The 24,633-nt window shown below is 28.5% G+C and carries 23 protein-coding genes; 18 read left to right on the top strand and 5 right to left on the bottom strand.

Annotated elements, in window-relative coordinates:
• Nucleotides 1-3 precede the first annotated feature (3 nt).
• A complete protein-coding gene (locus tag D3Z07_RS02675; RefSeq protein WP_122893014.1) occupies nucleotides 4-495 on the top strand; it encodes a DUF523 domain-containing protein in 492 nt (163 codons plus the stop codon).
• Nucleotides 496-515: 20 nt separating this feature from the next.
• Entirely contained in the window at nucleotides 516-1,424 is a 909-nt protein-coding gene (locus D3Z07_RS02680) for a homocysteine S-methyltransferase family protein (protein ID WP_122893015.1), read from the top strand.
• An 11-nt stretch (nucleotides 1,425-1,435) separates the two neighbouring features.
• On the opposite strand, the gene trxC is transcribed toward D3Z07_RS02680, so the two are convergent.
• The 4 genes from trxC to D3Z07_RS02700 form a co-directional block, all read right to left on the bottom strand.
• On the bottom strand, nucleotides 1,436-1,867 hold the full coding sequence (trxC, locus tag D3Z07_RS02685) for a thioredoxin TrxC (RefSeq protein ID WP_206423293.1): 432 nt from the start codon (nucleotides 1,865-1,867) through the stop codon (nucleotides 1,436-1,438).
• A gap of 4 nt (nucleotides 1,868-1,871) precedes the next feature.
• Nucleotides 1,872-2,111, bottom strand: coding sequence for a hypothetical protein (locus D3Z07_RS02690; protein WP_076086563.1), 240 nt, complete (start codon nucleotides 2,109-2,111; stop codon nucleotides 1,872-1,874).
• Complete coding sequence (locus tag D3Z07_RS02695) at nucleotides 2,098-2,595, bottom strand: putative metalloprotease CJM1_0395 family protein (protein WP_076086560.1); 498 nt, start codon at nucleotides 2,593-2,595, stop codon at nucleotides 2,098-2,100. Before D3Z07_RS02695 ends, D3Z07_RS02690 begins: the two co-directional genes overlap by 14 nt.
• Before the next feature lie 102 nt (nucleotides 2,596-2,697).
• Complete coding sequence (locus tag D3Z07_RS02700; protein WP_076086557.1) at nucleotides 2,698-4,239, bottom strand: SulP family inorganic anion transporter; 1,542 nt, start codon at nucleotides 4,237-4,239, stop codon at nucleotides 2,698-2,700.
• A gap of 98 nt (nucleotides 4,240-4,337) precedes the next feature.
• On the opposite strand from D3Z07_RS02700, the gene D3Z07_RS02705 reads away from it, so the two are divergent.
• From D3Z07_RS02705 to D3Z07_RS02715, 3 genes are read left to right on the top strand one after another with little or no spacing between them, the layout of a single operon-like run.
• On the top strand, nucleotides 4,338-5,444 hold the full coding sequence (locus D3Z07_RS02705) for a GGDEF domain-containing protein (RefSeq protein ID WP_122893016.1): 1,107 nt from the start codon (nucleotides 4,338-4,340) through the stop codon (nucleotides 5,442-5,444).
• A complete protein-coding gene (locus D3Z07_RS02710) occupies nucleotides 5,444-6,001 on the top strand; it encodes a CDP-alcohol phosphatidyltransferase family protein (RefSeq protein WP_122893017.1) in 558 nt (185 codons plus the stop codon). Before D3Z07_RS02705 ends, D3Z07_RS02710 begins: the two co-directional genes overlap by 1 nt.
• A 12-nt stretch (nucleotides 6,002-6,013) precedes the next feature.
• Complete coding sequence (locus D3Z07_RS02715) at nucleotides 6,014-6,931, top strand: Ppx/GppA phosphatase family protein (RefSeq protein WP_122893018.1); 918 nt, start codon at nucleotides 6,014-6,016, stop codon at nucleotides 6,929-6,931.
• Here the strand turns inward: D3Z07_RS02715 and D3Z07_RS02720 are convergent.
• Complete coding sequence (locus tag D3Z07_RS02720) at nucleotides 6,928-7,722, bottom strand: DUF5713 family protein (RefSeq protein ID WP_122893019.1); 795 nt, start codon at nucleotides 7,720-7,722, stop codon at nucleotides 6,928-6,930. The two genes, D3Z07_RS02715 and D3Z07_RS02720, sit on opposite strands and share 4 nt — an antisense overlap.
• A 149-nt stretch (nucleotides 7,723-7,871) precedes the next feature.
• On the opposite strand from D3Z07_RS02720, the gene D3Z07_RS02725 reads away from it, so the two are divergent.
• The 13 genes from D3Z07_RS02725 to D3Z07_RS02785 all read left to right on the top strand — a co-directional run bounded on the left by D3Z07_RS02725 (nucleotide 7,872) and on the right by D3Z07_RS02785 (nucleotide 24,619).
• Nucleotides 7,872-9,569 (top strand): acetolactate synthase large subunit, encoded by a 1,698-nt coding sequence (locus tag D3Z07_RS02725; RefSeq protein WP_122893020.1) that lies wholly within the window; start codon nucleotides 7,872-7,874, stop codon nucleotides 9,567-9,569.
• Nucleotides 9,569-10,066 (top strand): acetolactate synthase small subunit, encoded by a 498-nt coding sequence (gene ilvN / locus D3Z07_RS02730; protein ID WP_122893021.1) that lies wholly within the window; start codon nucleotides 9,569-9,571, stop codon nucleotides 10,064-10,066. The genes D3Z07_RS02725 and ilvN overlap by 1 nt, the downstream gene beginning before the upstream one ends.
• 39 nt (nucleotides 10,067-10,105) lie before the next feature.
• A complete protein-coding gene (lpxD, locus tag D3Z07_RS02735; RefSeq protein ID WP_122893022.1) occupies nucleotides 10,106-11,053 on the top strand; it encodes a UDP-3-O-(3-hydroxymyristoyl)glucosamine N-acyltransferase in 948 nt (315 codons plus the stop codon).
• 10 nt (nucleotides 11,054-11,063) lie between these two features.
• Nucleotides 11,064-13,295 carry a DNA translocase FtsK gene (locus D3Z07_RS02740; protein ID WP_122893023.1) on the top strand — a complete coding sequence of 744 codons (2,232 nt, stop codon included), beginning with the start codon at nucleotides 11,064-11,066 and terminating at the stop codon, nucleotides 13,293-13,295.
• A 90-nt stretch (nucleotides 13,296-13,385) separates the two neighbouring features.
• Complete coding sequence (gene hpf / locus D3Z07_RS02745) at nucleotides 13,386-13,928, top strand: ribosome hibernation-promoting factor, HPF/YfiA family (protein ID WP_122893024.1); 543 nt, start codon at nucleotides 13,386-13,388, stop codon at nucleotides 13,926-13,928.
• An 89-nt stretch (nucleotides 13,929-14,017) separates the two neighbouring features.
• Nucleotides 14,018-15,514, top strand: coding sequence for a ribosome biogenesis GTPase Der (gene der / locus D3Z07_RS02750; protein WP_122893025.1), 1,497 nt, complete (start codon nucleotides 14,018-14,020; stop codon nucleotides 15,512-15,514).
• Between the two features lie 15 nt (nucleotides 15,515-15,529).
• Complete coding sequence (locus D3Z07_RS02755) at nucleotides 15,530-17,104, top strand: SulP family inorganic anion transporter (RefSeq protein ID WP_122893026.1); 1,575 nt, start codon at nucleotides 15,530-15,532, stop codon at nucleotides 17,102-17,104.
• A complete protein-coding gene (locus D3Z07_RS02760; protein WP_122893027.1) occupies nucleotides 17,097-17,729 on the top strand; it encodes a uroporphyrinogen-III synthase in 633 nt (210 codons plus the stop codon). The genes D3Z07_RS02755 and D3Z07_RS02760 overlap by 8 nt, the downstream gene beginning before the upstream one ends.
• 250 nt (nucleotides 17,730-17,979) lie before the next feature.
• Nucleotides 17,980-19,248, top strand: coding sequence for a phosphoribosylamine--glycine ligase (gene purD / locus D3Z07_RS02765; RefSeq protein WP_122893028.1), 1,269 nt, complete (start codon nucleotides 17,980-17,982; stop codon nucleotides 19,246-19,248).
• A gap of 4 nt (nucleotides 19,249-19,252) precedes the next feature.
• Complete coding sequence (locus D3Z07_RS02770) at nucleotides 19,253-19,690, top strand: RDD family protein (RefSeq protein ID WP_122893029.1); 438 nt, start codon at nucleotides 19,253-19,255, stop codon at nucleotides 19,688-19,690.
• Entirely contained in the window at nucleotides 19,683-21,782 is a 2,100-nt protein-coding gene (locus tag D3Z07_RS02775; protein ID WP_122893030.1) for an LPS-assembly protein LptD, read from the top strand. The genes D3Z07_RS02770 and D3Z07_RS02775 overlap by 8 nt, the downstream gene beginning before the upstream one ends.
• Nucleotides 21,783-22,433, top strand: a complete 651-nt coding sequence (locus tag D3Z07_RS02780) for a phosphoribosyltransferase (protein WP_076086509.1) — start codon at nucleotides 21,783-21,785, stop codon at nucleotides 22,431-22,433.
• Between the two features lie 5 nt (nucleotides 22,434-22,438).
• Nucleotides 22,439-24,619, top strand: coding sequence for a polyribonucleotide nucleotidyltransferase (locus tag D3Z07_RS02785; protein ID WP_122893031.1), 2,181 nt, complete (start codon nucleotides 22,439-22,441; stop codon nucleotides 24,617-24,619).
• Nucleotides 24,620-24,633: the final 14 nt, after the last annotated feature.

The following is a 24,633-nucleotide window of genomic DNA, read 5'->3' on the forward strand; positions in this document are numbered from 1 at the left end:
TATATGAAAGTATTAGTCTCTTCTTGTTTATTAGGTGAAGATGTAAGGTTTGATGGAGGGAATTCCTCTATTGCTATGGGTTCATCATTTACTTTTTCACAAAAAGAAATATTTATGGATATTCTTTGTGATAATGAAATATACTCTTTTTGTCCAGAGGTTTCTGGTGGGTTAGGGGTTCCTAGAGTAAAATCAGAGATAGTAAGCGCAAATAAACCTTTTAAAGTTGAAACAATTGAAGAAAAAGATGTAACAATACCTTTTTTAATTGGAGCAAAAAATGCTCTAGATATTTGTAAGGAAGAAGATATAAAAGTAGCACTTTTAAAATCTAAATCTCCATCATGTGGAAATATTGAAATTTATGATGGTACTTTTTCAAATAATCTAATTGAAGGTCAAGGTTTAACAGCTAGACTTTTAGAAGAAAATGGAATAAAAGTTTTTAATGAAACACAACTTGAATCTTTAAATCAATTTATTCAATCTAACTAAATAGATAGGTTTTAAAAAGTATGAATAAAGACTTTTTCAAAAAAACTAGAATATTAGATGGTGGATTAGGACAAGAATTATTATCAAGAGGTATGAAGCCAAAAGGTACGCTTTGGAGTGCTAATGCTTTACTGCAAGAAAAATATCACCAACTTTTACTAGATATACATTTAGATTTTATAAAAGCTGGTGCTGAAGTTATAATTACTGCAACATTTACAACAAGAAAACTACGTTTAAAAGATAATAATATTGAAGATAAGTTTGAGTATTTAAATATAAAAGCAGGTGAAATAGCAAAAAAAGCAAAAGATTTAAATCCACATGTTTTAATTGCAGGTGGATTGCCTCCTCAATATTTAACTTATGAAACAGATACAAGATCAGAAAAAGAGATTAAAGAAAACTTTTATGAGCAAGCTAAATTATTAAATCCTTATGTGGATTTCTTTTATTTTGATGTTTTAAGTAGTGTACGAGAAATAAAATTAGCAATTGAAGCAATAGAAGAGTTTAATAAACCATATTTAATTGGTGCTCATATCTCTGAAGGCAATAAAATGCCAAGTGGAGATGATATTAGTGATATTATTACTAATATTGAGCATAAAAATATTCTTGGAGTTATACTTTCTTGTGTATCTCCTGAAACTTATGAAAATAATTTGGATGAGCTTAAAAGTTTAGGTGTACCTTTTGGTTTTAAACTTAATGCATTTGTAACAACAAAACCTAAATTAGGTTACACAAATAACTATAATAATAGTAAAACAAAAAATCCAAGTGAATTTTTAGGACAAAGAATGGATTTAACTCCAAGTAAGATAGGATTGCTAGTGCAAAAATTTAAAGATTCAGGTGCAACTATTTTAGGTGGTTGTTGTGAAACTGGTCCTAAGCATATAGAAGAGATGGCAAAACTTAAATAATAAGTTTTGCTTTATAAGTTTTCATTTACTAAATTAGATAATTTCAATGGATCTAATGCTCCACTAACTCTTTTTACTTCAACTCCTGCTTTATAAACTACAAGTGTAGGAATTGATCTTATATTAAACTTTGCTCCTAAATTTTGATGGGCTTGTGTGTTAACTTTTACAAATAAAGCTTTAAGTGGATACTTATTAGCAACTTCATTAAATATTGGTGCCATCATTTTACAAGGTCCACACCAAGGAGCCCAGAAATCTACAATTACAGGGATATCTGAGTTTACAACTACATGATCAAAGTTTGATTCATCTAGTTCAATTGGGTTTGTATCTAACAAAGAATTCTTACAAGAACCACAATTAGCTTTTGAATAAGAATCTTTTTTTGGAATAGAGTTTACTTTTAAGCACGATGGGCATACAACGTTTATTTTATCCATTTATTTAAGCCTTTATATTTAATAATGTGTCTAAAACTGCATCTTGTGTTTTAATACCTTCTGCATTTGCAGAATATGCAATAACTTCAGGAATTTGTCCTACAATTGCATCTATTAAATCTTGACTAACTTCTTGTAAAGCTGGGTCACCAACTGTATTTGCTACTTGTGCAATTTTACTAGCATTTTGAGAAACTTGCTCTTGTGCTGCAAGCATTCCTCCTAAGTTATTAGTTATTTCCATAATCTACTCCTTGTTCAATACCTTGTAGTAATAGTTTGTTTAAATTAGCAGCTCTTGATATTTGACTATCTGAAAAACTCAATTGTGCTGGTCCAGAAGCAGCACTGGCTAATTTATCAAGTTTTACCTCAGCATTAACTTCATTATCCGGAATACTAGTGTCAAATCGTACACTTCCTCCTGATGCATATACCTTTCCATCTGGTCCTACTTGATATGAATAGTTTATAGGTGCAGTTGTCGAAGCTCCTGCTGAGTGAGTTTGTTCATGCGTTCGAACTTCACTATCAAGGTCTTTATATTTTTGAAGAACTCTTTTATAATCTTCTTCATCATAGTTTTTTCCAACAATATTAACACTATCATTATTTTCAAATAATGACTTTTCATCTTCTTTTTTATCAATACTACTAAGTTCTGCTTTTTTAACAGCTATTTGTTGGTTGATAGATGAAATAGTACTATAATTATTATTTATTTCCATAATGTACTCTATTTATAAATTATTTATAATTATTTTAGCAAAATTGAGTTGAATTGTAAAGTTTGTTTTAAAGAGGTGTATATTAAAAGCCCAAAAGGACTTTTAATAATCGTATGCAACTTTATATTTTGGATCATCTTCTTCATAAGTACAAAATTGACCTGCATTTTTCATAATTGTCTTACACTCTGAACTTAAGTGTCTAATTTTTACTTTTTTATCAAGTTCAAGATATTTTTTAGTAATTGCATCAATAGCCTCTACTCCTGAAATATCCATAACTCTTGCATCTTTAAAATCTAATACAATATTTTCTGGATCATGTTCAATGTCAAAGTTTTCATTAAATGATGTTACACTTCCAAAAAATAATGGCCCATCAAAATCGTATACTTTTGTTCCATCATCTTCTAAGTGAGTTTTTGCAGTTACTTTTGCGTGATTCCATGCAAACACAAGTGCTGAAATAATCACACCAGAAATTACTGCAATTGCTAAATCAGCAACAATTGTAATACAAGTAACAGTTACTAGTACAAAAGCATCACTTTTAGGCATTTTAGTAATTCTCGCAAATGAGCTCCATTCAAATGTTCCAATAGATACCATAAACATAATACCAACAAGTATAGCTACAGGAATTATATTTAAAAGGTCTGTTAAAGTTGCTACTAAAAGAATTAATCCAATTGATGCAACAACACCTGAAAGACGTCCTAATCCACCAGATGTATAGTTGATAATTGATTGACCAATCATTGCACATCCTGGCATCGCACCAAATAAACCACAAGTAATGTTTCCTGTTCCTTGTGCAATACATTCTTGATTTGCACTACCTCTTGAACCACCAATTTCATCTAAAACTGAAAGTGTTAAAAGTGATTCAATAACTCCAACAAGTGCAACAATAACAGCATAAGGAAGAACAAGCTTTAATGCTTCAAAATCTAAAATTACATCAGGAATATGAAAAGATGGAAGTAAGCCTTTAAACTCTGATAGGTTTGCTAAATCTCCTACAAGCTTTGTATCAGCACTTGTAATATAAACACCTAAAGTAAATACAATAATTGCTACTAAACCTGCAGGAACTGCTGCTGTAAACTTTGGTAAAAAATACATAGTAGCCATTGTTCCTAAAATAATTGCATACATAATAATTCCAGCACCATCTAAAAATTTAAATTGACTTGTTGCAATTACAACTGCAAGTCCATTTACAAATCCATGAAGTGCAGGTTGAGGAACTAAACGAATAAATTTACCCATTTTAAATGCACCAATTATTATTTGAATAATACCTGCAACAATTGCTGTTAATGTAATATATTGAACTATTCCAAATGATAATTCATCACCACTTAGTCCTTGAGATATCAAAATCTCTTTAGACGCAAGACTAACTCCTACTAAAACAATTGCAACAGCACCAGTAGCTCCTGAAATCATTCCAGGTTTTCCACCCATAAGAGCTGTAATTAATCCTAAAATAAATGCAGCATATAATCCAACTATTGGACTAACTTGTGCAATAAATGAAAAAGCAATAGCTTCAGGTACAAGTGCAACAGCAACTACAAGTCCTGATAAAATATCACTTTTTGCATTTTTTCCTATAAAAGTATCTTTTATATTTAACAAATTTAAACCTTTTTTAACATTTTTGTTTTCAATAATTCGCGATTATAGCGAAGTAGAAATTTAATCTTAGTTAAATGATTTTTAGATAAAATATCGTAATGAAATTAAAGCTATTTAAATCTGTCACATTTAAACTAATTCTATTAGTTCTTGTTGTTCTTTTTGCTTTAATTAGTGCATCAATCTTATTTAACTCTCAAATTGATAAATTAAAAGTACAAATAGATAATCTTTATTTTGGTAATTTTATTCCTATTGTTAAATTAGAAAACATTCAAGATAATTATAAAACAATAATTTCATGTCGTACTCTTAAATATATTTGCGATTTTAAAAAAGAACAAAAAATCATTCTAGAAGATTGGTCTTATTATTACAACGCTTACAAAAATGAAAAAGAAAGAAATGTTATAAATAATGTTGATATTGCATTAAAAGAAACATTCAAAATAAATAAACTTCACAAATTTAAAAAAATAGTACAAAAAATAGAATTCTTAATAGATTATGAAACTAAAATGGCATTTAAACAAAGAAAACTTTTTGTAGAAGAATATAAAAGAATGAAAGACTACTTGTTTATTAATATTGTTCTTCTATTAGTTTTAACTTTTGGTATTGTTGCCTATATTATTTATCAAGTAGTAAAAAAAGATAATCAATTAAGAGTTTTAAATACAAAATACAAGATTGATTCTATTACAGATTCTATGACAAGTCTTTATAATAGAAAATATTTTGATACAATATTCGATAATATGCCTTTTATTGCAAATGCTAATAATTGGGAATGTGCTTTTATAATGTTTGATATTGATTATTTTAAACAATATAATGACACTTACGGACATGATGCTGGTGATGAAACTTTAAAAAAAGTTGCAAAACTTTTAAAAGAGTATTTTAATAATAAATATGAATTTGTCTTTAGATTAGGTGGAGAAGAGTTTGGAGTAGTTTTATTTGATATTGATTTAGATATTTTAGAATCATGTCTAAAAGATATAAATCAAAAAATTGTTGATCTGAAAATTGAGCATAAGACAAGTGATGTTCTAGATGTTGTTACTATTTCTATAGGTGCAATCATGTACGAACCAAATACATATATCTCTGCAAATAAGCTTTATAAAAGAGCAGATGATAGTTTATATAAATCAAAACATAATGGTAGAAACCAATACCATATACATAAAGGAAAATAATGTCTTTTTTATTTAATAAAAATAATCATTTTAATTTAGCAAACATAGTAACTTTTTTTAATATTGCAGCAGGTATTTTTGCAATTTATTTTTTAACTCATCATGAGTTTTTTGCGGCTGCACTTTTTGCATGGCTTGCTGGTGGATTTGATATTATTGATGGGAAAATTGCAAGAAAATACAATCTTTCTACAGAATTTGGGATTCAATTAGATTCTTATGCAGACTTTTTATCATTTGTAATCGTTCCAACAATGTTTATTTATTTTGCAGTAATAGATACAAAAGAGCTAATGCTTAATACACCACTTATTGTATTTGCATTTGTTTATTATGTAATATCAGGATTAAGAAGATTAATTCAATTTAATATTAACTCAGAAGAGGGTGAAGTTGCAAAGCATTTTATAGGAATTCCAACTCCTTTAGGTGCAATTTTATTATGGCTTGTTTATTTAATCTATCTAACTGGATTTATGCATGAACATGTAGTTTTAGGTTTAATGATTATTATTGGATACTTATTAAACTCTAAAATAAAAATTCCACATTTATAAGATTAGTATTAAATGTGTGAAGAAGTTGTAAGTATTGATTTAGGTTCTAATTCTTTTAGAGTTCTAAAATATGATTGTAAAAATCATAAAATTATTGCTGAATATAATCAAGTTGTAGGAACTGCAGATGGCTTAGTTGATACTGGATTAATATCGCAAGAAGCTCAACAAAGAGTTATAGAAGCTTTAAAGAAATCTATTGAAGTTGTTAATTATAATCCAAACAAAGCAGTTGCGGTTACAACAGCTGCTATGAGAAAAGCTAGTAATAATCAAGAAGTTTTAAAAAACTTTGAAGAACAAACAGGTGTAAAGTTTACTATTATTGATGGTAATGAAGAAGCTAGATTAACTCTTCTTTCAGTTAAATATGCTTTAAAAAGAGAAAAAATTGATTCTTCTAATTTTATTCTTTTAGATATAGGTGGCGGTTCAACTGAAATAATTGTAAATACTAACAATGAATATAAAGCTAATAGCTTTGATTTTGGTATTGTAACTATGACTCAAGAATTTCTAAAATATGATGATTTACATAATGATTTAAAAAATAGAAAAATACAAGTAAAAAAATATTTAGATTCTTTAAATGTAAATTTAAAAGATTATATATTTGTAGCAACAGCTGGAACTCCAACTACAATTGCTGCTGTTAAACTTGGACAAGATTTTTTCTCTTATGATAGACAAACAGTAAATGGAACAATTGTAAACTTAAAAGATTTAGAAGATTGCTTAAGTATTTTTGATACATGTTCAAAAGATGAAATTACAAAATTAGTAGGAAGCGGAAGAGTTGAGTTTATACAAGTTGGAATTTATATTTATAGAGCTATTTTTGAAGTTTTAGGAAAAAATGAATCAATAGTTTTAGATGATGGATTAAGAGAAGGAGTTGCTCTTAACACATGTTTAAAGAGTAAGGTTTAAGATAATAACCTTACACTTTGCGCTTGAACAATATTAGCTTGTGAAGCAGCTAAATACCCAAGATTAGCAGATATATTGTTTTTTGAAAAATCTACAGATTCTTTTCCATAGTCTCTATTTTCATTATATAAAGAAACTTGCTCTTTTATATTCTCTCTTGCTGTTTCTTCTATTTTACTTCCAAATTCTTTAAATTCTTGACTTATAGTTTCAATTTGAGTTTTTGTATTTTCTACTTTTGAAATTACTTCATCTAATTGTTTTGGGTCGTTTAAATTTGAAGCGGTTAATGTTTCAAATATTCCACTTGCAAAATCTGGTGTATTTGTTTTATCAATAGAAAAACTTTCACTATCAGTATTGATTGTAATATTTTTTGCTTCATCATAATAATCTATACTTAACAAGTTTTCATTTTTGAATTTTGTTTCATATGCAGTTGCATTAAAATCTTTCAGGTTTTCATTTATAACTTGTTTAATATCGTTTTTATCTTGTAGTTGATTATCATCACTTTTTAAGTTTTCTAGTTCTTCTTGAATATTACTTATATACGTTTGTTCTTTTTCTAAAGCATTTGTTGCAATATTACTAATTGCAATACCATTATTTAGTGATTGAACATTTGAAGATAATTCATCTCTTTTTTGATTATATTCATTTATCGAAAGAAAAGAGGCTGAATCATTATCAACTTTTTGTACTTGCTTTGATTGTTCTGCTTTATCAATTTGAAGTTGTGTTGATTGATTAAGGTTACTAATATTGTTATTTATGCTACTTACATCCATAAATTAACTCCTTATAATTAGTTTATTACATGATTATATGTTAAGTAAACTAAAAGCAATCTAAAATCTGATATTTAGATAATAGATGTTAACCAATAATTAATATTATCTTTTGTAGAATACAAACTATTTTAAAACGGAGAAGTATAATGAAAATGAGTGGCGCTAAAATGGTTGTAGAATCATTACATCAAGAAGGGGTTGAAGTCGTATTCGGATATCCTGGAGGCGCTATTATGAACGTCTATGATGAAATTTATAAACAGAATCATTTCCAACATATTCTTAACAGACATGAGCAAGCTTCTATTATAGCAGCTGAAGGTTACGCAAGATCAACAGGTAAAGTAGGAGTTTCAATTGTAACTTCTGGACCTGGTTTCACAAATGCAGTTACAGGTTTAGCTGATGCGTATATGGATTCTATTCCTTTAGTTGTGATATCAGGACAAGTTCCATCACATATTATAGGAACTGATGGTTTCCAAGAAATTGATGCGGTAGGAATTTCAAGACCTTGTACAAAGCATAATTACTTAGTAAATAAAATAGAAGATTTACCAAGAATTATCAAAGAAGCTTTTCATATAGCAAGTACTGGAAGACCAGGACCTGTTCATGTTGATATTCCAAAAGATATTACGGCTGAAATGGCAGATTTTGCATATCCAAAAGAAGTGCATTTACCAACATATAGACCAACTGTAAACTACAATAAAAAACAGTTAAAAAGAGCTATGAATCAACTTAGTAAAGCTAAAAAACCATTATTATATATTGGTGGTGGAGCAATACTTGCAAACTGTTCTTATGAAATTAGAGAATTAGCTAAAAAGCTTAATATTCCTGCTGTTGAGACATTAATGGCAAGAGGAGCAATGGGTGATGAAAATCCATTATTCTTTGGGATGTTAGGTATGCATGGAGAATTTGCAGCTAATATGGCAGCACATGAAACAGATCTTTTAATTTCACTAGGCGCTAGATTTGATGATAGGGTAACTGGAAGACTTGATGAATTTGCATCAAAAGCAAAAGTTATTCATGTTGATATTGATCCAGCAAGTATTAGTAAATTAGTTACTGCTGATTATCCAATTGTTGGAGATTTAAAAAGAACAGTTGAAGGTATGCTTGAATCAATTGATGATATTGAATTTAATGATTATTCAAATTGGGTTGAACTATTAAGTGATTATAGAGAAAAAGAACCATTAAGATTTATTGACTCAAATGATGTTATTAAACCTCAATGGCCAGTTCAAAGAGTTGGAAAACTTTTAGGTTCAAAAGCTGTTATTTCAACTGATGTTGGACAACACCAAATGTGGGCAGCACAGTTTTACCCATTCTCACAACCTAGACAATGGATTACATCTGGTGGATTAGGAACTATGGGATTTGGATTACCAGCAGCAATGGGTGTAGCACGTGCTCTTCAAGGGACGGATAGAGTTTCTATTAACTTCACAGGTGATGGTTCAATTTTAATGAACATTCAAGAGTTAATGACTTGTGTTGAGTATAATTTACCTGTAATAAATATTATTTTAAATAATAACTATTTAGGAATGGTAAGACAATGGCAAACAATGTTCTATGAAAATAGATTATCAGAAACAGATTTATCAGCACAACCAGATTTCCCAAAACTTATTGAAGCTTTTGGAGGACTTGGATACAGAGTTACAACTAAAGAAGAGTTTGATGCCGCATTAAAAGATGCAGTAGAACAAAAGAAACCTGCAATGATAGAAGTTATTGTTGCAAGAAATGAAGAAGTACTTCCAATGGTACCAAATGGTCATGCATTAAATGAAATGACTTTAATTGAAGGAGGAAAATAATGAATAATTTTAATCACTATTATGATTCAGAAACTACAAGACAAGTAATTTCAGTAGTTGTAATGAACGAACATAATGTTTTATCAAGAATTGTTGGATTATTTTCAGCACGTGGATACAATATCGATTCTTTAACAGTTGCACCTATGGAAGGTAGTGAATACTCAAGAATGACAATTGTTACAACAGGTGATAAAAGAGTAATTGATCAAATTGTAAAACAATTAAATAAATTAATTCCAGTATTAAAAGTAAATGAACATAGAAATGTTGTTGAAAAAGATACAGTTTTAATGAAGTTTTCAATTGAAAATAATTTATCTGATATTGATGTTATTGCTCGTGCTTATCATGGTTCAATACAAAATGTTACAGATGAAGCAATTATAGTTTCTGCAACTGATTCAAGTTTTAGAATAATGAACTTTATAAAAGTAATGCAAAAATTCAATCCACTTGAAGTCGTAAGAAGTGGTATTGTAGCAATGGAAAGATAAGAAAGCTTTTTCTTATCTTATCCTATAAAAGGATAACAAATGACTCTACAAGAGATTGCACAATCTATTAATATTGATTGTGAAAATACAAAAGAAATATCAGGTTTAAGTACTTTACTAGATTCTACACAAACAGAAGTGACATTTTTAGAAAATAAAAAATATTTGAATGATTTACAAAATACAAAAGCAGCAGCTGTTTTAATTAATGAAGAGTTTGCAGATAAAGTTCCAGAAGGTACTATTGCTCTTATCTGTGAAGAACCATATTTAAATCTTGCAAAATTATCAAAATTATTTGCACCTGAGGTAATTGAAATTGAAGGTGAAAAACCAGTAGTTGGTGGATTTACAAAAGTCATGCCAAATGTTTATATTGGAAAAGGCTCAAGTATTGGTTCTGATTGTACTATTATGTCAGGTGCTTATATAGGAGATAATGTAAAAATTGGAAATAACACTATTATTCATCCAAATGTTGTAGTTTATAGAGATTGTAATATTGGAAATGATTGTATTATTCATGCAGGAACTGTTATTGGTAGTGATGGTTTTGGTTTTGCAAATACAAAAGAGGGTAAATATATAAAAATTTATCAAAATGGAAATGTTGAGATTGGAAATGACGTAGAAATTGGAGCAAATACTTCAATTGATAGAGCTGCATTTAAATCAACTGTAATTTCTGATGGTGTAAGAATTGATAATCTTGTTCATATTGCGCATAATTGTAAAATAGGGCCTGGTTGTATTTTAACAGGTCAAGTAGGGCTTTCTGGATCTACTACACTTAATCATTATGTAATTATGGGTGGTCAAAGCGCAACAGCAGGGCACTTAGAAATTGCACCATTTACAACTATTGCAGCACGTGGTGGTGTTACAAAAAATATTACAGAACCAAAACAATCTTGGGCAGGATTTCCTTTAATGAAGCATAAGCAATGGCTTAGACTTCAAGGAAAAATTGCAAAATTATTAAAATAAAGGCCATCCCATAGCTAAAAAAATATTATCACTAATTGTTCTATTTGTTATAGTTTATTTCGAATTTTCAACTTTTTTCAGTACTAAAGATAGTGTTGGAAAAGTTGGATTTATTTTTGCTCAAAACTCACATATATATTTTGGTTTTTTATCTTATGTATATCTTTTATTGTTCCTTTATCCTTTATATATTATAAATTTTAAAGAAAATATTAAGGGTAAAGATTTAACATTAAATATTATTATTGTCTTATTAATATTATTTGTATCTTTGATTTTACAATCTTTAATAGTTGAAAAAGGTATCTTTAGCGGAGAAATTGGAAATATTTTAGTAGAGAGTCTAAGTCCCTTTATTGGCTATGCTGGACTTTATATCTTTGTATTAGTAGGTTTTGTTATCTCTTTTTTAGTTTTATTTGAAAACTCTGATATGGATGTAGAAAAAATAGTTACTAAGTTAAAAACTAATAAACCATCTAAAGTTAAAAGAATTGAAAATAATACTAGACAAAAAAGAAAAGAAGAAAAAGTTTCAATAAAAGAAAATGGTAATACAGCTGAAATAATTGTAGATAATCCAGTAATTACACCTATCTTTGAAAAATCAATTCCTGAAGTAAAAGATAATACTAATATAAATAATGAAATGGAAATTCTTGAAGTTGTAGAAGAAATAAAAGAAGCTGAAATAAATTCAGAATCAAACTTGGATGAAAATACTACACCGCTTGCAGAAACTCCTGCTGAAGCCCATGGAATAATTGTTGAAGAATTAGAAGAGAATAAAAAACTTTTAGATGAAATTGAACAAGGTGCTACTGAAAAACCAAATGATTTTGAATTACCTCCAACAAAGTTTTTTCAATCAACACCAAAAGAAAAAAAATCTAAAGTATCTGAACAAGTAATAGATCAAAAAATATGTGACTTATTAGATAAACTTTCAATGTTCAAAATTGAAGGTGATGTTGTTAGAACTTACACAGGACCAGTTGTAACAACTTTTGAGTTTAAACCAGCACCTAATGTTAAAGTATCTAAAATCTTAAACTTACAAGATGATTTAGCAATGGCCTTAAAAGCTCAAACTATTAGAATACAAGCTCCAATTCCTGGTAAAGATGTTGTTGGTATTGAAGTACCTAATGAAGATACTCAAACTATTTATTTAAAAGAAATGCTAGAAAGTGAACTATTTGAAAACTCAAAATCACCATTAACAATGATTTTAGGAAAAGATATTGTAGGAAAACCTTTTATTACAGATTTAAAGAAATTACCACACTTACTAATTGCAGGAACTACGGGTTCTGGTAAATCAGTCGGTATTAATTCTATGATTCTTTCATTACTTTATAAGAATTCACCAGATAATTTAAAACTTGTTATGATTGATCCAAAAATGCTTGAATTTTCAATGTATAATGATATTCCACATTTATTAACTCCTGTAATTACAAAAGCAGGTGATGCTATTAATGCTTTAGCAAATATGGTGGGTGAAATGGAAAGACGTTATACTTTAATGTCTCAGACAAAAACAAAAAATATTGAAAACTATAATGAAAAAGGTAAAAAAGAAGGTTTTGAAACTTTACCTTATATAGTTGTTGTTATTGATGAGTTAGCTGACCTTATGATGACAAGTGGTAAAGATGTTGAATACTCAATTGCAAGACTTGCACAAATGGCAAGAGCTTCTGGTATTCACTTAATTGTAGCAACACAAAGACCATCTGTTGATGTTGTAACTGGTCTTATTAAAGCGAATTTACCAAGTAGACTTTCATATAAAGTAGGGCAAAAAATAGATTCTAAGATTATTTTAGATTCAATGGGAGCTGAATCACTTCTTGGTCGAGGAGACATGTTATTTACTCCTCCTGGAATGTCTGGACTTGTAAGAATTCACGCTCCTTGGTCAAGCGAAGATGAGATTGAAAAAGTAGTTGATTTCTTAAAAGAACAGCGAGATGTTGAATATGATATGGATTTTATAAAAGATAGAAACTCTCAAAACAGTTCTAATACATCTACAAGTGCAGAACTTGGTGATGTTGATGAATTATATGAATCTGCAAAGATGGTTGTATTAAATGATCAAAAAACTTCAATTTCATATATTCAAAGAAAACTTAGAATTGGTTATAACAGAGCGGCAACAATTGTTGAGCAATTAGAACAAACAGGAGTATTATCTGAGCCAAATATCAAAGGAAATAGAGAAATACTAGTTTAAATAACTGTTTTAAGTTTTATCTAATCTAGCATAGAGCCTTGTTTTATTTTAATTATGATAAAATAAATAAATTATTATAAGGAGTTTGTTATGAATACAAGTATTGTAGGAAGACACATAGATTTAACTGAGCCAATTAAAGAATATATTAATAGTTCAATAGAAGTATTTAAAAAATATAATTTAGATATTATTTCTGTAAATTCAATTATTTCTCAAGATGAGAAAAACGGTAAAAAAGCATTTTCATTTGAATTCACTTTAAATGTTGCTCATATAGATACAGTTGTTGTAAAACAAAAAGATAAAGATTTATATTCAGCAATTGATATTGCAGTAGATAGAGTTTCTAAAGTTTTAAGAAGACATCATGATAAAGTTTCAGCACATAAAGCTACTAAATTAACTGAAGTTGTATCTTCAGAAATTGAAGACAAAATTGCACTTGAATTAGAAAGTTTTGAAACTGAAATTTATCCTGCAAGACTTAGTTCTTATAAACCAATGGATATTGAAGAAGCATTAAAAGAATTAAAAGGTTCTGATGCTGCATTTAAAGTATTCTATGATAAAGATGATAACATGAGAGTATTATATAAAAGTAGTGCTGAAGGAAAATTCGGATTATACTAATCTTGAATTTTTATAATAAAAAGGGTATTAGTCTAATGGCTAATACCTTTTTTAATTTTAATAATATACAAATAGGATATTAAAAGTTTATGAATAAAACATTAAAAAAAATTGCACTTATTGGTCAACCAAATGTAGGAAAATCTTCGCTATTCAATAGAATTGCTCAAAAAAGAATTGCAATTGTTTCTGACTTAGCAGGGACAACTAGAGATATTAGAAGACATGAAGTTACAATTATGGATAAGACTGCATTAATGCTAGATACTGGTGGTATTGATGAAACAAATGATGCAATATTTTCAAATGTAAAAAGAAAAGCTATCGAGACTGCAAAAGAGGCTGATATAATACTTTTTATGGTTGATGGTAAAAATATACCTGAGGATAAAGATAAAGAATTATTTTATGAGCTTCAAAGATTAGGTAAAGAATTAGCTCTAATTGTAAACAAAATTGATAACGATAAAGAACTTGAAAGACTTTGGGAATTCTTTGAATTTGGTATTGGTGAAGAGAATTTATTCGGTATTTCTGTTTCACATAATAGAGGTACAAAGAATTTATTTGATTGGATTTATAATCAACTTCCTGAACCAGAAGAGGAAGTTTTAGAATCTTCTGAAGTTAAAGAAATCATTACAGAATCTCACATTGTTCCATTAGATGAAATGGAAACTAATGAAGAGTTAGAAGATTATGAAATTCAAGAGGATATTGTTTTTGATGATGAAGAAATTGAAAATCCTGATGCATTTGTAGTTGATAATAAAATAAAAGTTGGAATCATTGGTCGAGTTAATGTTGGAAAATCTTCAATATTAAATGCTATTGTTGGACAAGAAAGATCTGTAGTTTCTCCAATTGCCGGTACAACAATTGACCCTGTTGATGAAGTTTATGAATATGCAGATAAAAGTGTTACTTTTGTAGATACTGCTGGTTTAAGAAGACGAGGAAGAATTGAAGGAATTGAAAAGTTTGCTTTAATGAGAACAAAAGAGATGTTAGAAAAAGCTAATGTTGCGCTACTTGTTTTAGATGCATCTTCTGAATTAACTGACCTTGATGAAAAAATTGCAGGTTTAGTTGATGAGTACGGATTAGGTACTATTATTGTTCTTAATAAATGGGATGAAAATATGGAGACTTTTAAGAAAATGGAAGAACTAATTAGAGGTAGATTTAAATTCCTTTATTATGCTCCAATTATTGCAGTTTCTGCTAAAACTGGTCGTTCTATTGATAGATTAAAAGATAAAATCATTGAAATATATGATAACTATACACAAAGAATTCCAACATCACAGCTTAATAGAGTTATTGAAAAAGCAGTTATTAGACACTCTCTTCCAAGTCCAAATGGTGCGTATTTAAGAATTTATTATTCAACACAATTTGAAACAAAACCACCAAGAATTGCACTTGTAATGAATAAACCAAGACTTCTTCATTTCTCTTATAAAAGATATTTAATAAACTTCTTAAGAGATAACTTTAATTTTGAAGGTTGTCCTATTCATATTATTGCTCGTGGTAAAAATGACAAAGTCGGTGATGAGGAATATTTAGAAGAGGATAATTAATTCTAAGGAGCAGTAATGCATATTATAAAAAATGATATATTTGCTGGTATTACAGCTGCTGTTGTTGCACTTCCTCTCGCTTTAGCTTTTGGAGTTGCAAGTGGCGCTGGTGCTATTGCTGGATTATACGGCGCAATTATATTAGGTTTTTTTGCAGCTGTTTTTGGAGGCACTTCTACACAAATTTCAGGACCAACTGGTCCAATGACAGTAGTAACTGCTACTGCTATTGCAACTTTCCCAAATGATTTTTCAACTGTTATGACAGTAATTTTTCTATCTGGATTAATTCAAATTTCTTTTGGATTAGTAGGGATTGGAAAATGGATTAAATATATTCCTTATCCTGTAATCTCTGGCTTTATGTCAGGTGTTGGTGTAATTATTATCATACTACAAATTAATCCATTTTTAGGAGTTGAATCAAATAGTTCTGTAATTCATACATTAACGGAAGTTCTTAATACTCTTCATAATGCAGATGATCATGCTTTAGTAGTGGCTTACATCACCTTAGGAATTATGTTTTTAACTCCAAAATTTATTACAAAATATGTACCTTCCGCATTAATAGCACTTTTTGTTGTTACTTACTTTACAATTAGTACAGACTATGAAGTAGCAACAATTGGGAGTATTCCTGTTGGTTTACCTGAATTTATTTTACCAATATCTTTTGATATTTTGCAATTAAGTTCAATTATAACTTTAGCTATTACACTTGCACTATTAGGTTCAATTGATTCTTTATTAACTTCACTTGTTGCCGATTCCATGACTAAAACAAAACATAATCCTAAAAAAGAGTTAATAGGTCAAGGAATTGGTAATGCTGCTTGTTCTTTTTTTGGTGCAATTCCAGGAGCAGGAGCAACAATGCGTACTGTTATAAATATTAATAGTGGAGGAACTACAAAATTATCTGGAATGGTTCACTCAATTGCTCTTTTATTAATCATTTTATTTTTAGCTCCGCTTGCATCTGAAATTCCTCTTGCTGTATTATCAGGTATTTTAATAAAAGTTGGTTTTGATATTTTAGATTATAAATTTTTACGAATTATGAACAAGGTATCAAGACAAGATTTACTTATTATGATTACAGTTTTTTTACTTACAATTTTTGTTGATTTAATTATGGCTGTTGGAGTTGGAATTACAATTTCATCTATTTTAGCTGTATATCAAATATCAAGAAATACTAGAATGAAAACAAAAAGATCAAAAAGCTCTTTTGAAATTGATATTGGAAACAATAATATTGAAATTATCAAAATTGATGGTTCTTTATTTTTTGGTACAGTTTCGGAATTAGATAATAAATTAGATAAAATATCTGAGAATAAAATAGTTATACTTGATTGTAAAAATGTTTCATTTTTAGATATATCTGCAATTTTTACAATTGAAGATATGATTGCAAAATTAAGAAATAGAAATATAAAAACACTTCTTGTTTTAAAACATGCACATAAAAGACATATTTTAGCTGTAGATACAGATGGTTCTTTTAAAAAAAATAAAATGTTTTTTCATATGGATGATGCTATTAATTATACACAACAATTGCAAATGGAGCAAAATGTCTAAAATATATTTATTAAATAATTTAAAATATGAAGGTGTTGAAAATTTAGAAGTTTTTGGTATTGAATATATAAAATCACAAATTGATTTATCAAAGTATAATGCATTAATTTTTACATCGAAAAATGCAATATATTCATTAGATTCTTTTAATAAATCTTGGAAAACAATTCCTTCTTATGCAATTGCCCCAAAGACTGCAAACATAATAAATGAATATGAAGGTAATCTAGCTTTCACAGGTATAAGTTCTCATGGAAATGATTTTGCTAAAGAGCTTATACCAATACTTAAGAATAAAAAAGTTTTGTATATAAGAGCTTTAAAAACCGTTTCTAAAATCACACAAATACTAAAAGAAAATGATATTAAAATTGATGAATTAATTACTTATAAAACTTCATGCTTAAAATCTTCAAAAAAATTAGAAGAAAATTCAGTATTTATTTTTTCTGCACCTTCTAGTGTTGAATGTTTTTTTAAAAATTATACTTGGAATAATTCTTATAAAGCTATTGTTATTGGCAAAACAACTGCAAAATATTTGCCAACAAATATCAAATATCAAATAAGTGAAAAAACATCAATAGATGAATGTATAAAACTTGCAAAGCAATTACTTATTTAAACTCTAATTTAACCATCTTTAGATAAAATATTGCCATCTAAGTAGTACGGGATTTCCATTGTTGAGGGTCCGATAATTTATTTTTGTGTGTAAGTGTAGAAGTGTGGTGTGCAGCCTTTCATTGTGTTTAGGCTCCTTAAGTATTTCTCTTACGTGCAGTTATTGGCTTTTTAGGGCCAAATTTATGGTTAACGGCTACTTGGAAAACTAAATAAAATTTTTAAATAATAATTAAATACAAGGAATAATCGTGAATATATTAATACTTGGAAGTGGTGGTAGAGAGTACTCTATTGGCCTTGCTATCTCTAAAGAAGAAACAGAACATAATTTATTTTTTATGCCAGGAAATGGTGCTACAGATAACTTAGGGACAAATATTAATATTAAAGATTACAATGAATTAGCTTCATGGGCTAAAACAAATGAAATAGAATTAACTATTGTAGGACCTGAAGCTCCTTTAGTAGATGGTGTTGTTGATATATTTAAAGAAAATGATTTAACAATTTTTGGACCAAGTAAAGCTGCAGCTGAACTTGAAGGTTCAAAAGTTTATATGAAAAATATATTAAAAAAATATAACATACCAACAGCAGCGTTTATAGAAACAACTAACGAAAAAGAAGCTCATGATTTTATCGATACAATGAATTTACCAATTGTTGTAAAAGCAGATGGCTTATGTGGTGGTAAAGGTGTAATTATTGCACAAAGTTTTGATGAAGCAAAACAAGCAGCCTCAGACATGCTAGCAGGTACTTCTTTTGGAGATGCTGGAACTTCAATTGTTGTTGAAGAATTTTTAGATGGATATGAACTTTCTATTTTTGCAATTTGTGATGGTGAAAACTATAAAGTTTTACCAGCTGCTCAAGATCATAAGAGAATAGGTGATGGTGATACTGGACCAAACACTGGAGGAATGGGTGCTTATGCTCCAACTCCACTTGTAAATGATGATATATACCAAAAAGTTGAAGACAGAGTTATTAAACCAACTTTAGAAGGAATGAAAAAAGAGGGAGCTCCTTTTGAAGGTGTTCTTTTTATTGGTGTAATGGTTGTAAAAGGTGAACCAATTATTTTAGAATATAATGTAAGATTTGGTGATCCTGAGTGTGAAATTTTAATGCCATTATTAGCATCTCCTGTTTCTGATTTATTTTATAAAGGTGCAACAAAACAGCTTGATAAATTAGATATTAAAATCAAAAACGAATTTGGTGTTGGTGTTGTAATGGCTAGTGAGAACTATCCATATTCAAGCTCAACTCCTGCTGAAATAATCGTAGATAAAATTGTTGATGAAGACTTACTAAATAATTCACATATCTCATATGCGGGTGTTTCAAAAGTTGATGATAAGTTAATGGCTGATGGTGGAAGAGTTCTTGTATGTGTAGGTTTTGGAGCAAGTATTAAAGAAGCTAGAGATAGAGCTTATGAATTATGTGGTCAAGTACATTTTGCTGGTAAAAAAATCAGAACTGATATTGCATATCAAGCATTAAAGTAGTTCAATGAGTAATAATACAGACGATTTACAATTAGCATCAATGAGATCAAGAGCAACGGCTTTTGTAATTGATGATTTACTTGTAACTGCAATTATTCTTATCATTTTTTGGAATAATATAATGGCTGTTAGTCATGATGTTAATGCAATGATGTATTTTATGAAAACAGATTTAGTTATGCCTTTAATATTTTTAAAACTTGTATATCAAACAGTTTTCGTTTGGTACTATGGTGCAACTGTCGGTAAAATTGTTACTAAAATTAGAGTTATAGATTCTAATAATTGGGGAAGAGTAACATTGTTTTCTGCAGTTTTAAGATCAATTGGTAGAATTTTTTCTGAAATGTTCTTTTATATTGGTTTTTTAATTGGATTCTTTAATGATGGAAGAAAAACATTCCATGATTTAACAGGTAAAACATTGGTTGTTAATGCTTAGAAATTATGTAGCTTCATTTTTATTACTTACTACATTAGCTAATGCTGATGAGTTAAAGAATGAAAAATTTCAGCTTATATCTCAAAATATTGATACTGAAAAGAATATAGTAATAGCAAGTGGTAATGTTGTTATTTTTTCTCCTACATATTATATTTCAGCCTCAAAGGTAATATATAATAAAGAAGAAGAGACTTTTGAGTTATTTGATAATGTATTAATATTAAAAGATAATACAATTCAAACTCAAAGTGATTATGCTTTAGTTAATTTAAAAAATGATTCTTATTCACAATCACCTGTTTTACTTTTTGATAAAAAAAGTAATCTATGGGTTAATTCAAAAAAATCGACTAAAGATGATACAAATATAGAATTAGAAAGTTCGATAATCTCTTCTTGTGATTGTGTTGATCCTGCTTGGAGTATACGTGTATCATCAGCTTCTTATGATACAGATAATAAGTGGGTTCATGCCTATAATCCAAGATTATATTTTAGAGATGTTCCTGTATTTTACAGTCCTTATTTAGGTTTTCCTACAGATACTACAAGAAGAACTGGTTTATTACCTCCTACAATTGGATATTCAAATAGTGAGGGAGTTTACTATTCTCAGTCCTTATTTATAGCACCTGCAGCAAATTATGATTTAGAAATAAAACCTCAAATTAGAAGTGATAGAGGATATGGAGCATATACTTATTTCAGATATGCAGATTCACCTTATTCTTTACTAAAATTAAATGCAGGTTTTTTCAAAGAACAGAAATCTTATCAAATAGAAAATGACTTAGACAACCAAAAGCATTATGGTTGGGGTTTAGAGTATGAAAGAACTAAACTATTTTCAAAGAAAAACCATCAAGATGGTTTTTATGCTTCAATTAATTGGTTAAATGATGTTGAATATGAAACTTTAGAAGATGAAGAAAGTACTATTTCTACAGATGAAAAAGTAGAATCAAAAATAAACTACTTTTATAACACTCCAAGATATTATGGTGGAGTATATGGAAGATACTATATTGATACATCAGAAGATTCAAATGATTCTACATTACAAGAATTACCTCATTTACAATTCCATTCATATAATAAAGAACTATTTGGTATAGATAATCTTTTATATTCACTTGATACTAAATATCGAAATTACACTAGAGAAGAAGGTTTAAATGCACAGTATTATGAACTTTCATTACCTATAAATTATAGTAGATATTTTTTAGATGATTATTTATATGTAAATGTTGAAAACAAAGTTGTACTTAGTAAATATAAATATACTAATGATGCTTCAACTTATGATGATGGGACATTAGCACAAAATGTTTTTTCAGTTTCTGTTGGAACTGATTTAATAAAACCTTATGATAATTATCTTCATACTATAAATTTAAATGCCCAATACTCTCATCCTGAAAATTTAAGAGAAGATGGTGATTTATATGGAATTACTACAGAAGATTCTACAAGTGAATTATCTTCATTTGCTAATACTGAAGAAGATAGAGAAATTAACATTTCATTAAATCAATCTTTATATGATAATAAAAATTTAAAACAAGTTATAAATCATAAATTAACTCAATCAATTCTATATAATAGCGTTGACAAGCCAAAACTTCAAGATGCAGAAAATTATATAAAGCTAAATTACAATGACATCTCTGTTTCAAATAAGATTACATACAATGTTGAAGATAATTATTTTACTCAGGCTTCTTTAGATGTTAAATATAAAATTAAAGATTTAACATTAAGTGCAGGGTATTATAAATCAAAAGAAACAACTAATTCTAATAAAGAAGAATTAGAGTCTTATAGAGTTAAAGCAGATTACAAAATTTCAAAAGATTATAAAGTTTCTTATTATGAAAACTATAATATTTTAGAAGAAGTAAAAAGTAAACAAGGTATTAACTTCAATATAAATGATGCATGTTGGAATTTTGATATAAAATATGAAAGAGAAAGAATTCCTTCTACAAGTACAAGTTCTAGTATTGATCAAAAAATATTATACTTCAATCTAGAATTAAAACCTCTTGGTGGAATAAAACAACAATATGAACTTGAGGAAAACTAGATGACTACTGATCCAATTTTTTTTAAAAATAGAGAAGTTGCTGCATACAGATTACTTGATGTTCTACCTATTGATAAAATGAAACTAGAAGATTGGACTGTTTTATCTACTTCTTGTAGTGGTTATCCAATTGCAAGTATTATTGCAAAAGAGTTAAATGCCAAATTAGATATGATGTTTTCAAAGAAAATATATGCACCTAGTAATAATGAATGCGAAATTGCTATTGTAACTGAAGCTGAGGAAGTTCTAATTCATGAAGAACTTGTAAAATCTTTTGATATAAATTTAGATTTGATATATGGTCAATCTAAATATTTATATGAAAATGAGCTATCGTATGAAGTGAGTAAATTCAGAAATGAAGCAACTTTAACTAATTTAAATGAAAGAAATATACTTCTTATTGATGAAGGATTAAATACAGGATTAACAATGATGGCTTGTATTAAAAGTGCAATTAAATTAGGTGCAAAATCAATATCAGTGGCAACACCAGTAATTCCCACTGCAAGTATTCAAACAATTGAATCAATTGCAGATGATTTGTATTATGTAGAAAAATTAGATCATTTTATATCTATTAATTTTTATTATGATACATTAGAAGAAATAAAATTTAAAGATATAGAAACAATAAAAAAGGATTAAGATAAATGTCAACAGTTTGTGAATTTGAATTAAGTAAAAAACAAGAGATTTTCGAGTTTGGAAAAGTAGCTAAACAAGCAAATGGATCTGTATTAGCAAAATTAGGAAATGCAGTTGTATTAGCAACAGTAGTAAGTGAATTTGATAATCCTGTTAGTGAAGATTTTACTCCTTTAACAGTTCAATATATTGAAAAAACATACGCAGCAGCAAAGTTACCTGGAGGTTTCTTTAAAAGAGAAGCAAAAGCCAGTGAATTTGAAACATTAACTTCAAGAGTAATTGATAGAAGTTTAAGACCATTATTTCCAAAAGGTTATGTTTATCCTACAACTATTACTGTAATGGTTCTAAGTGCAGATAAAGAAGTTGATATTCAAGCATTAGCTTTAAATGCTGCAAATGCTGCATTATATACATCAAACTTACCTGTTAAAAAATCTGTTTGTGGTGTTAGAGTTGCAAAAATTGATGGTGAATATGTAGCAAATCCAAAAATGAGTGAATTAGAAAACTCGACTTTAGATTTATATATAGCAGGTTCTAAAGATGAATTATTAATGATTGAAATGAAATCTATTTCTTCAACTGATATGGTTGAAGTTGATATTGAAGCTTTTACAAAAGTTCATAATTCAAATGAAGTTAATGAAACTAATTTAGTTGAAGCTATTGCTTTTGCACAAAAAGCTTTATTTGAAGCAAATAGTGCTTATGAAGCAGGTTTTGAAGAAGTTTGTAAAGATATGAAAGAAGTTGAATTAGTTGAATTTAAAATTCCTGAAGAAGTTATTGTTTATGTAAGAAACACTTATTCTTCAAATATTACAGCGGCTATTGAAAAACTAGCTAAAAGTGAAAGAGCTACTGAACTTAAAGATGTTGCAAAAATGATTTCTATTGATTCATATTGTGAAGAAAATGAAATTGAATTTTCAGTTGTTTATGAAGCAGTTTCTGTTGTTAAAAGAGAAATCGTAAGAAAAATGATTGTAAATGATAAGGTAAGAGCTGATGGTAGAGGTTTAAAAGATGTTAGACCAATTTCAATTGATACAAATATTTTACCTTCAGCACATTCATCTTGTTTATTCACGCGTGGAGAAACACAAGCATTAGTTGTAGGAACTTTAGCTGGAGCTAAAGATGGACAAATGTATGAAATGTTAACTGAAAAATCAACATTAATAGATAGATTTATGCTTCATTATAACTTCCCAGGTTTCTCAGTAGGAGAAGCTAAACCAATGTTTGGAGTAGGAAGAAGAGAATTAGGTCATGGTAATTTAGGTAAGAAAGCCTTAGAACCAACTATTGATAACGATTATTCTGAAACAGTAAGATTAGTATCAGAAATTTTAGAATCAAATGGTTCTTCATCAATGGCAACAGTATGTGGTGGTTCTTTAGCACTTAAAGCAGCTGGCGTTCCAATTTCTGATTTAGTTGCTGGTGTTGCAATGGGTATGGTTGTTGAAGATGGTAAATATTCTGTACTAACTGACATTATGGGACTTGAAGATCATGATGGTGATATGGACTTTAAAGTTGCAGGTACAGCAAAAGGTATTACTGCTTTACAAATGGATATTAAACTTGGTGGAATTGAGTTAAGTGTTTTAGAAGAAGCATTATTACAAGCAAAAGAAGGACGAGAACATATTTTAGGTCTTATGGAAACAGCAGCAGCAGAGATTATTCCAAGTGAGGCTTTACCATTAATTGAACAATTTGCAATTGATCCTAGTAAAATAATGGTTGTTATTGGAAAAGCTGGTTCAACAATTAAAGAAATAATTGAGAAATTCTCAGTAGGAATTGACTTAGATAGAGATAGTGGAAATGTTAAAGTAAGTGGAAATAATAAGCAAAATGTATTAGATGCTTGTGAACATATTAAAACAATTTCAAACAATGCAGTTTCTAGAAAACCACATTCAAAAGATTTAGATTTTGAAAAACTTTATAAAGTGGATGACGTTGTAATGGGTAAAGTAGAAAGAATTGTTGACTTTGGTGCTTTTGTTGCCCTACCAAAAGGTGGAGAAGGACTACTTCATATTTCTAAAATATCTAAACAAAGAGTAAAAAATGTTGCTGATGTTTTAAGTGTTGCAGATGAAGTAGAAATAAAAGTACTTAAAGTTACAAAAGACAGAATTGAATTAGCTTCTAATTCAATTTAATAATTAACCCTAGT

Source organism: Arcobacter peruensis (assembly GCF_003711085.1).
GTDB lineage: Bacteria > Campylobacterota > Campylobacteria > Campylobacterales > Arcobacteraceae > Poseidonibacter > Poseidonibacter parvus.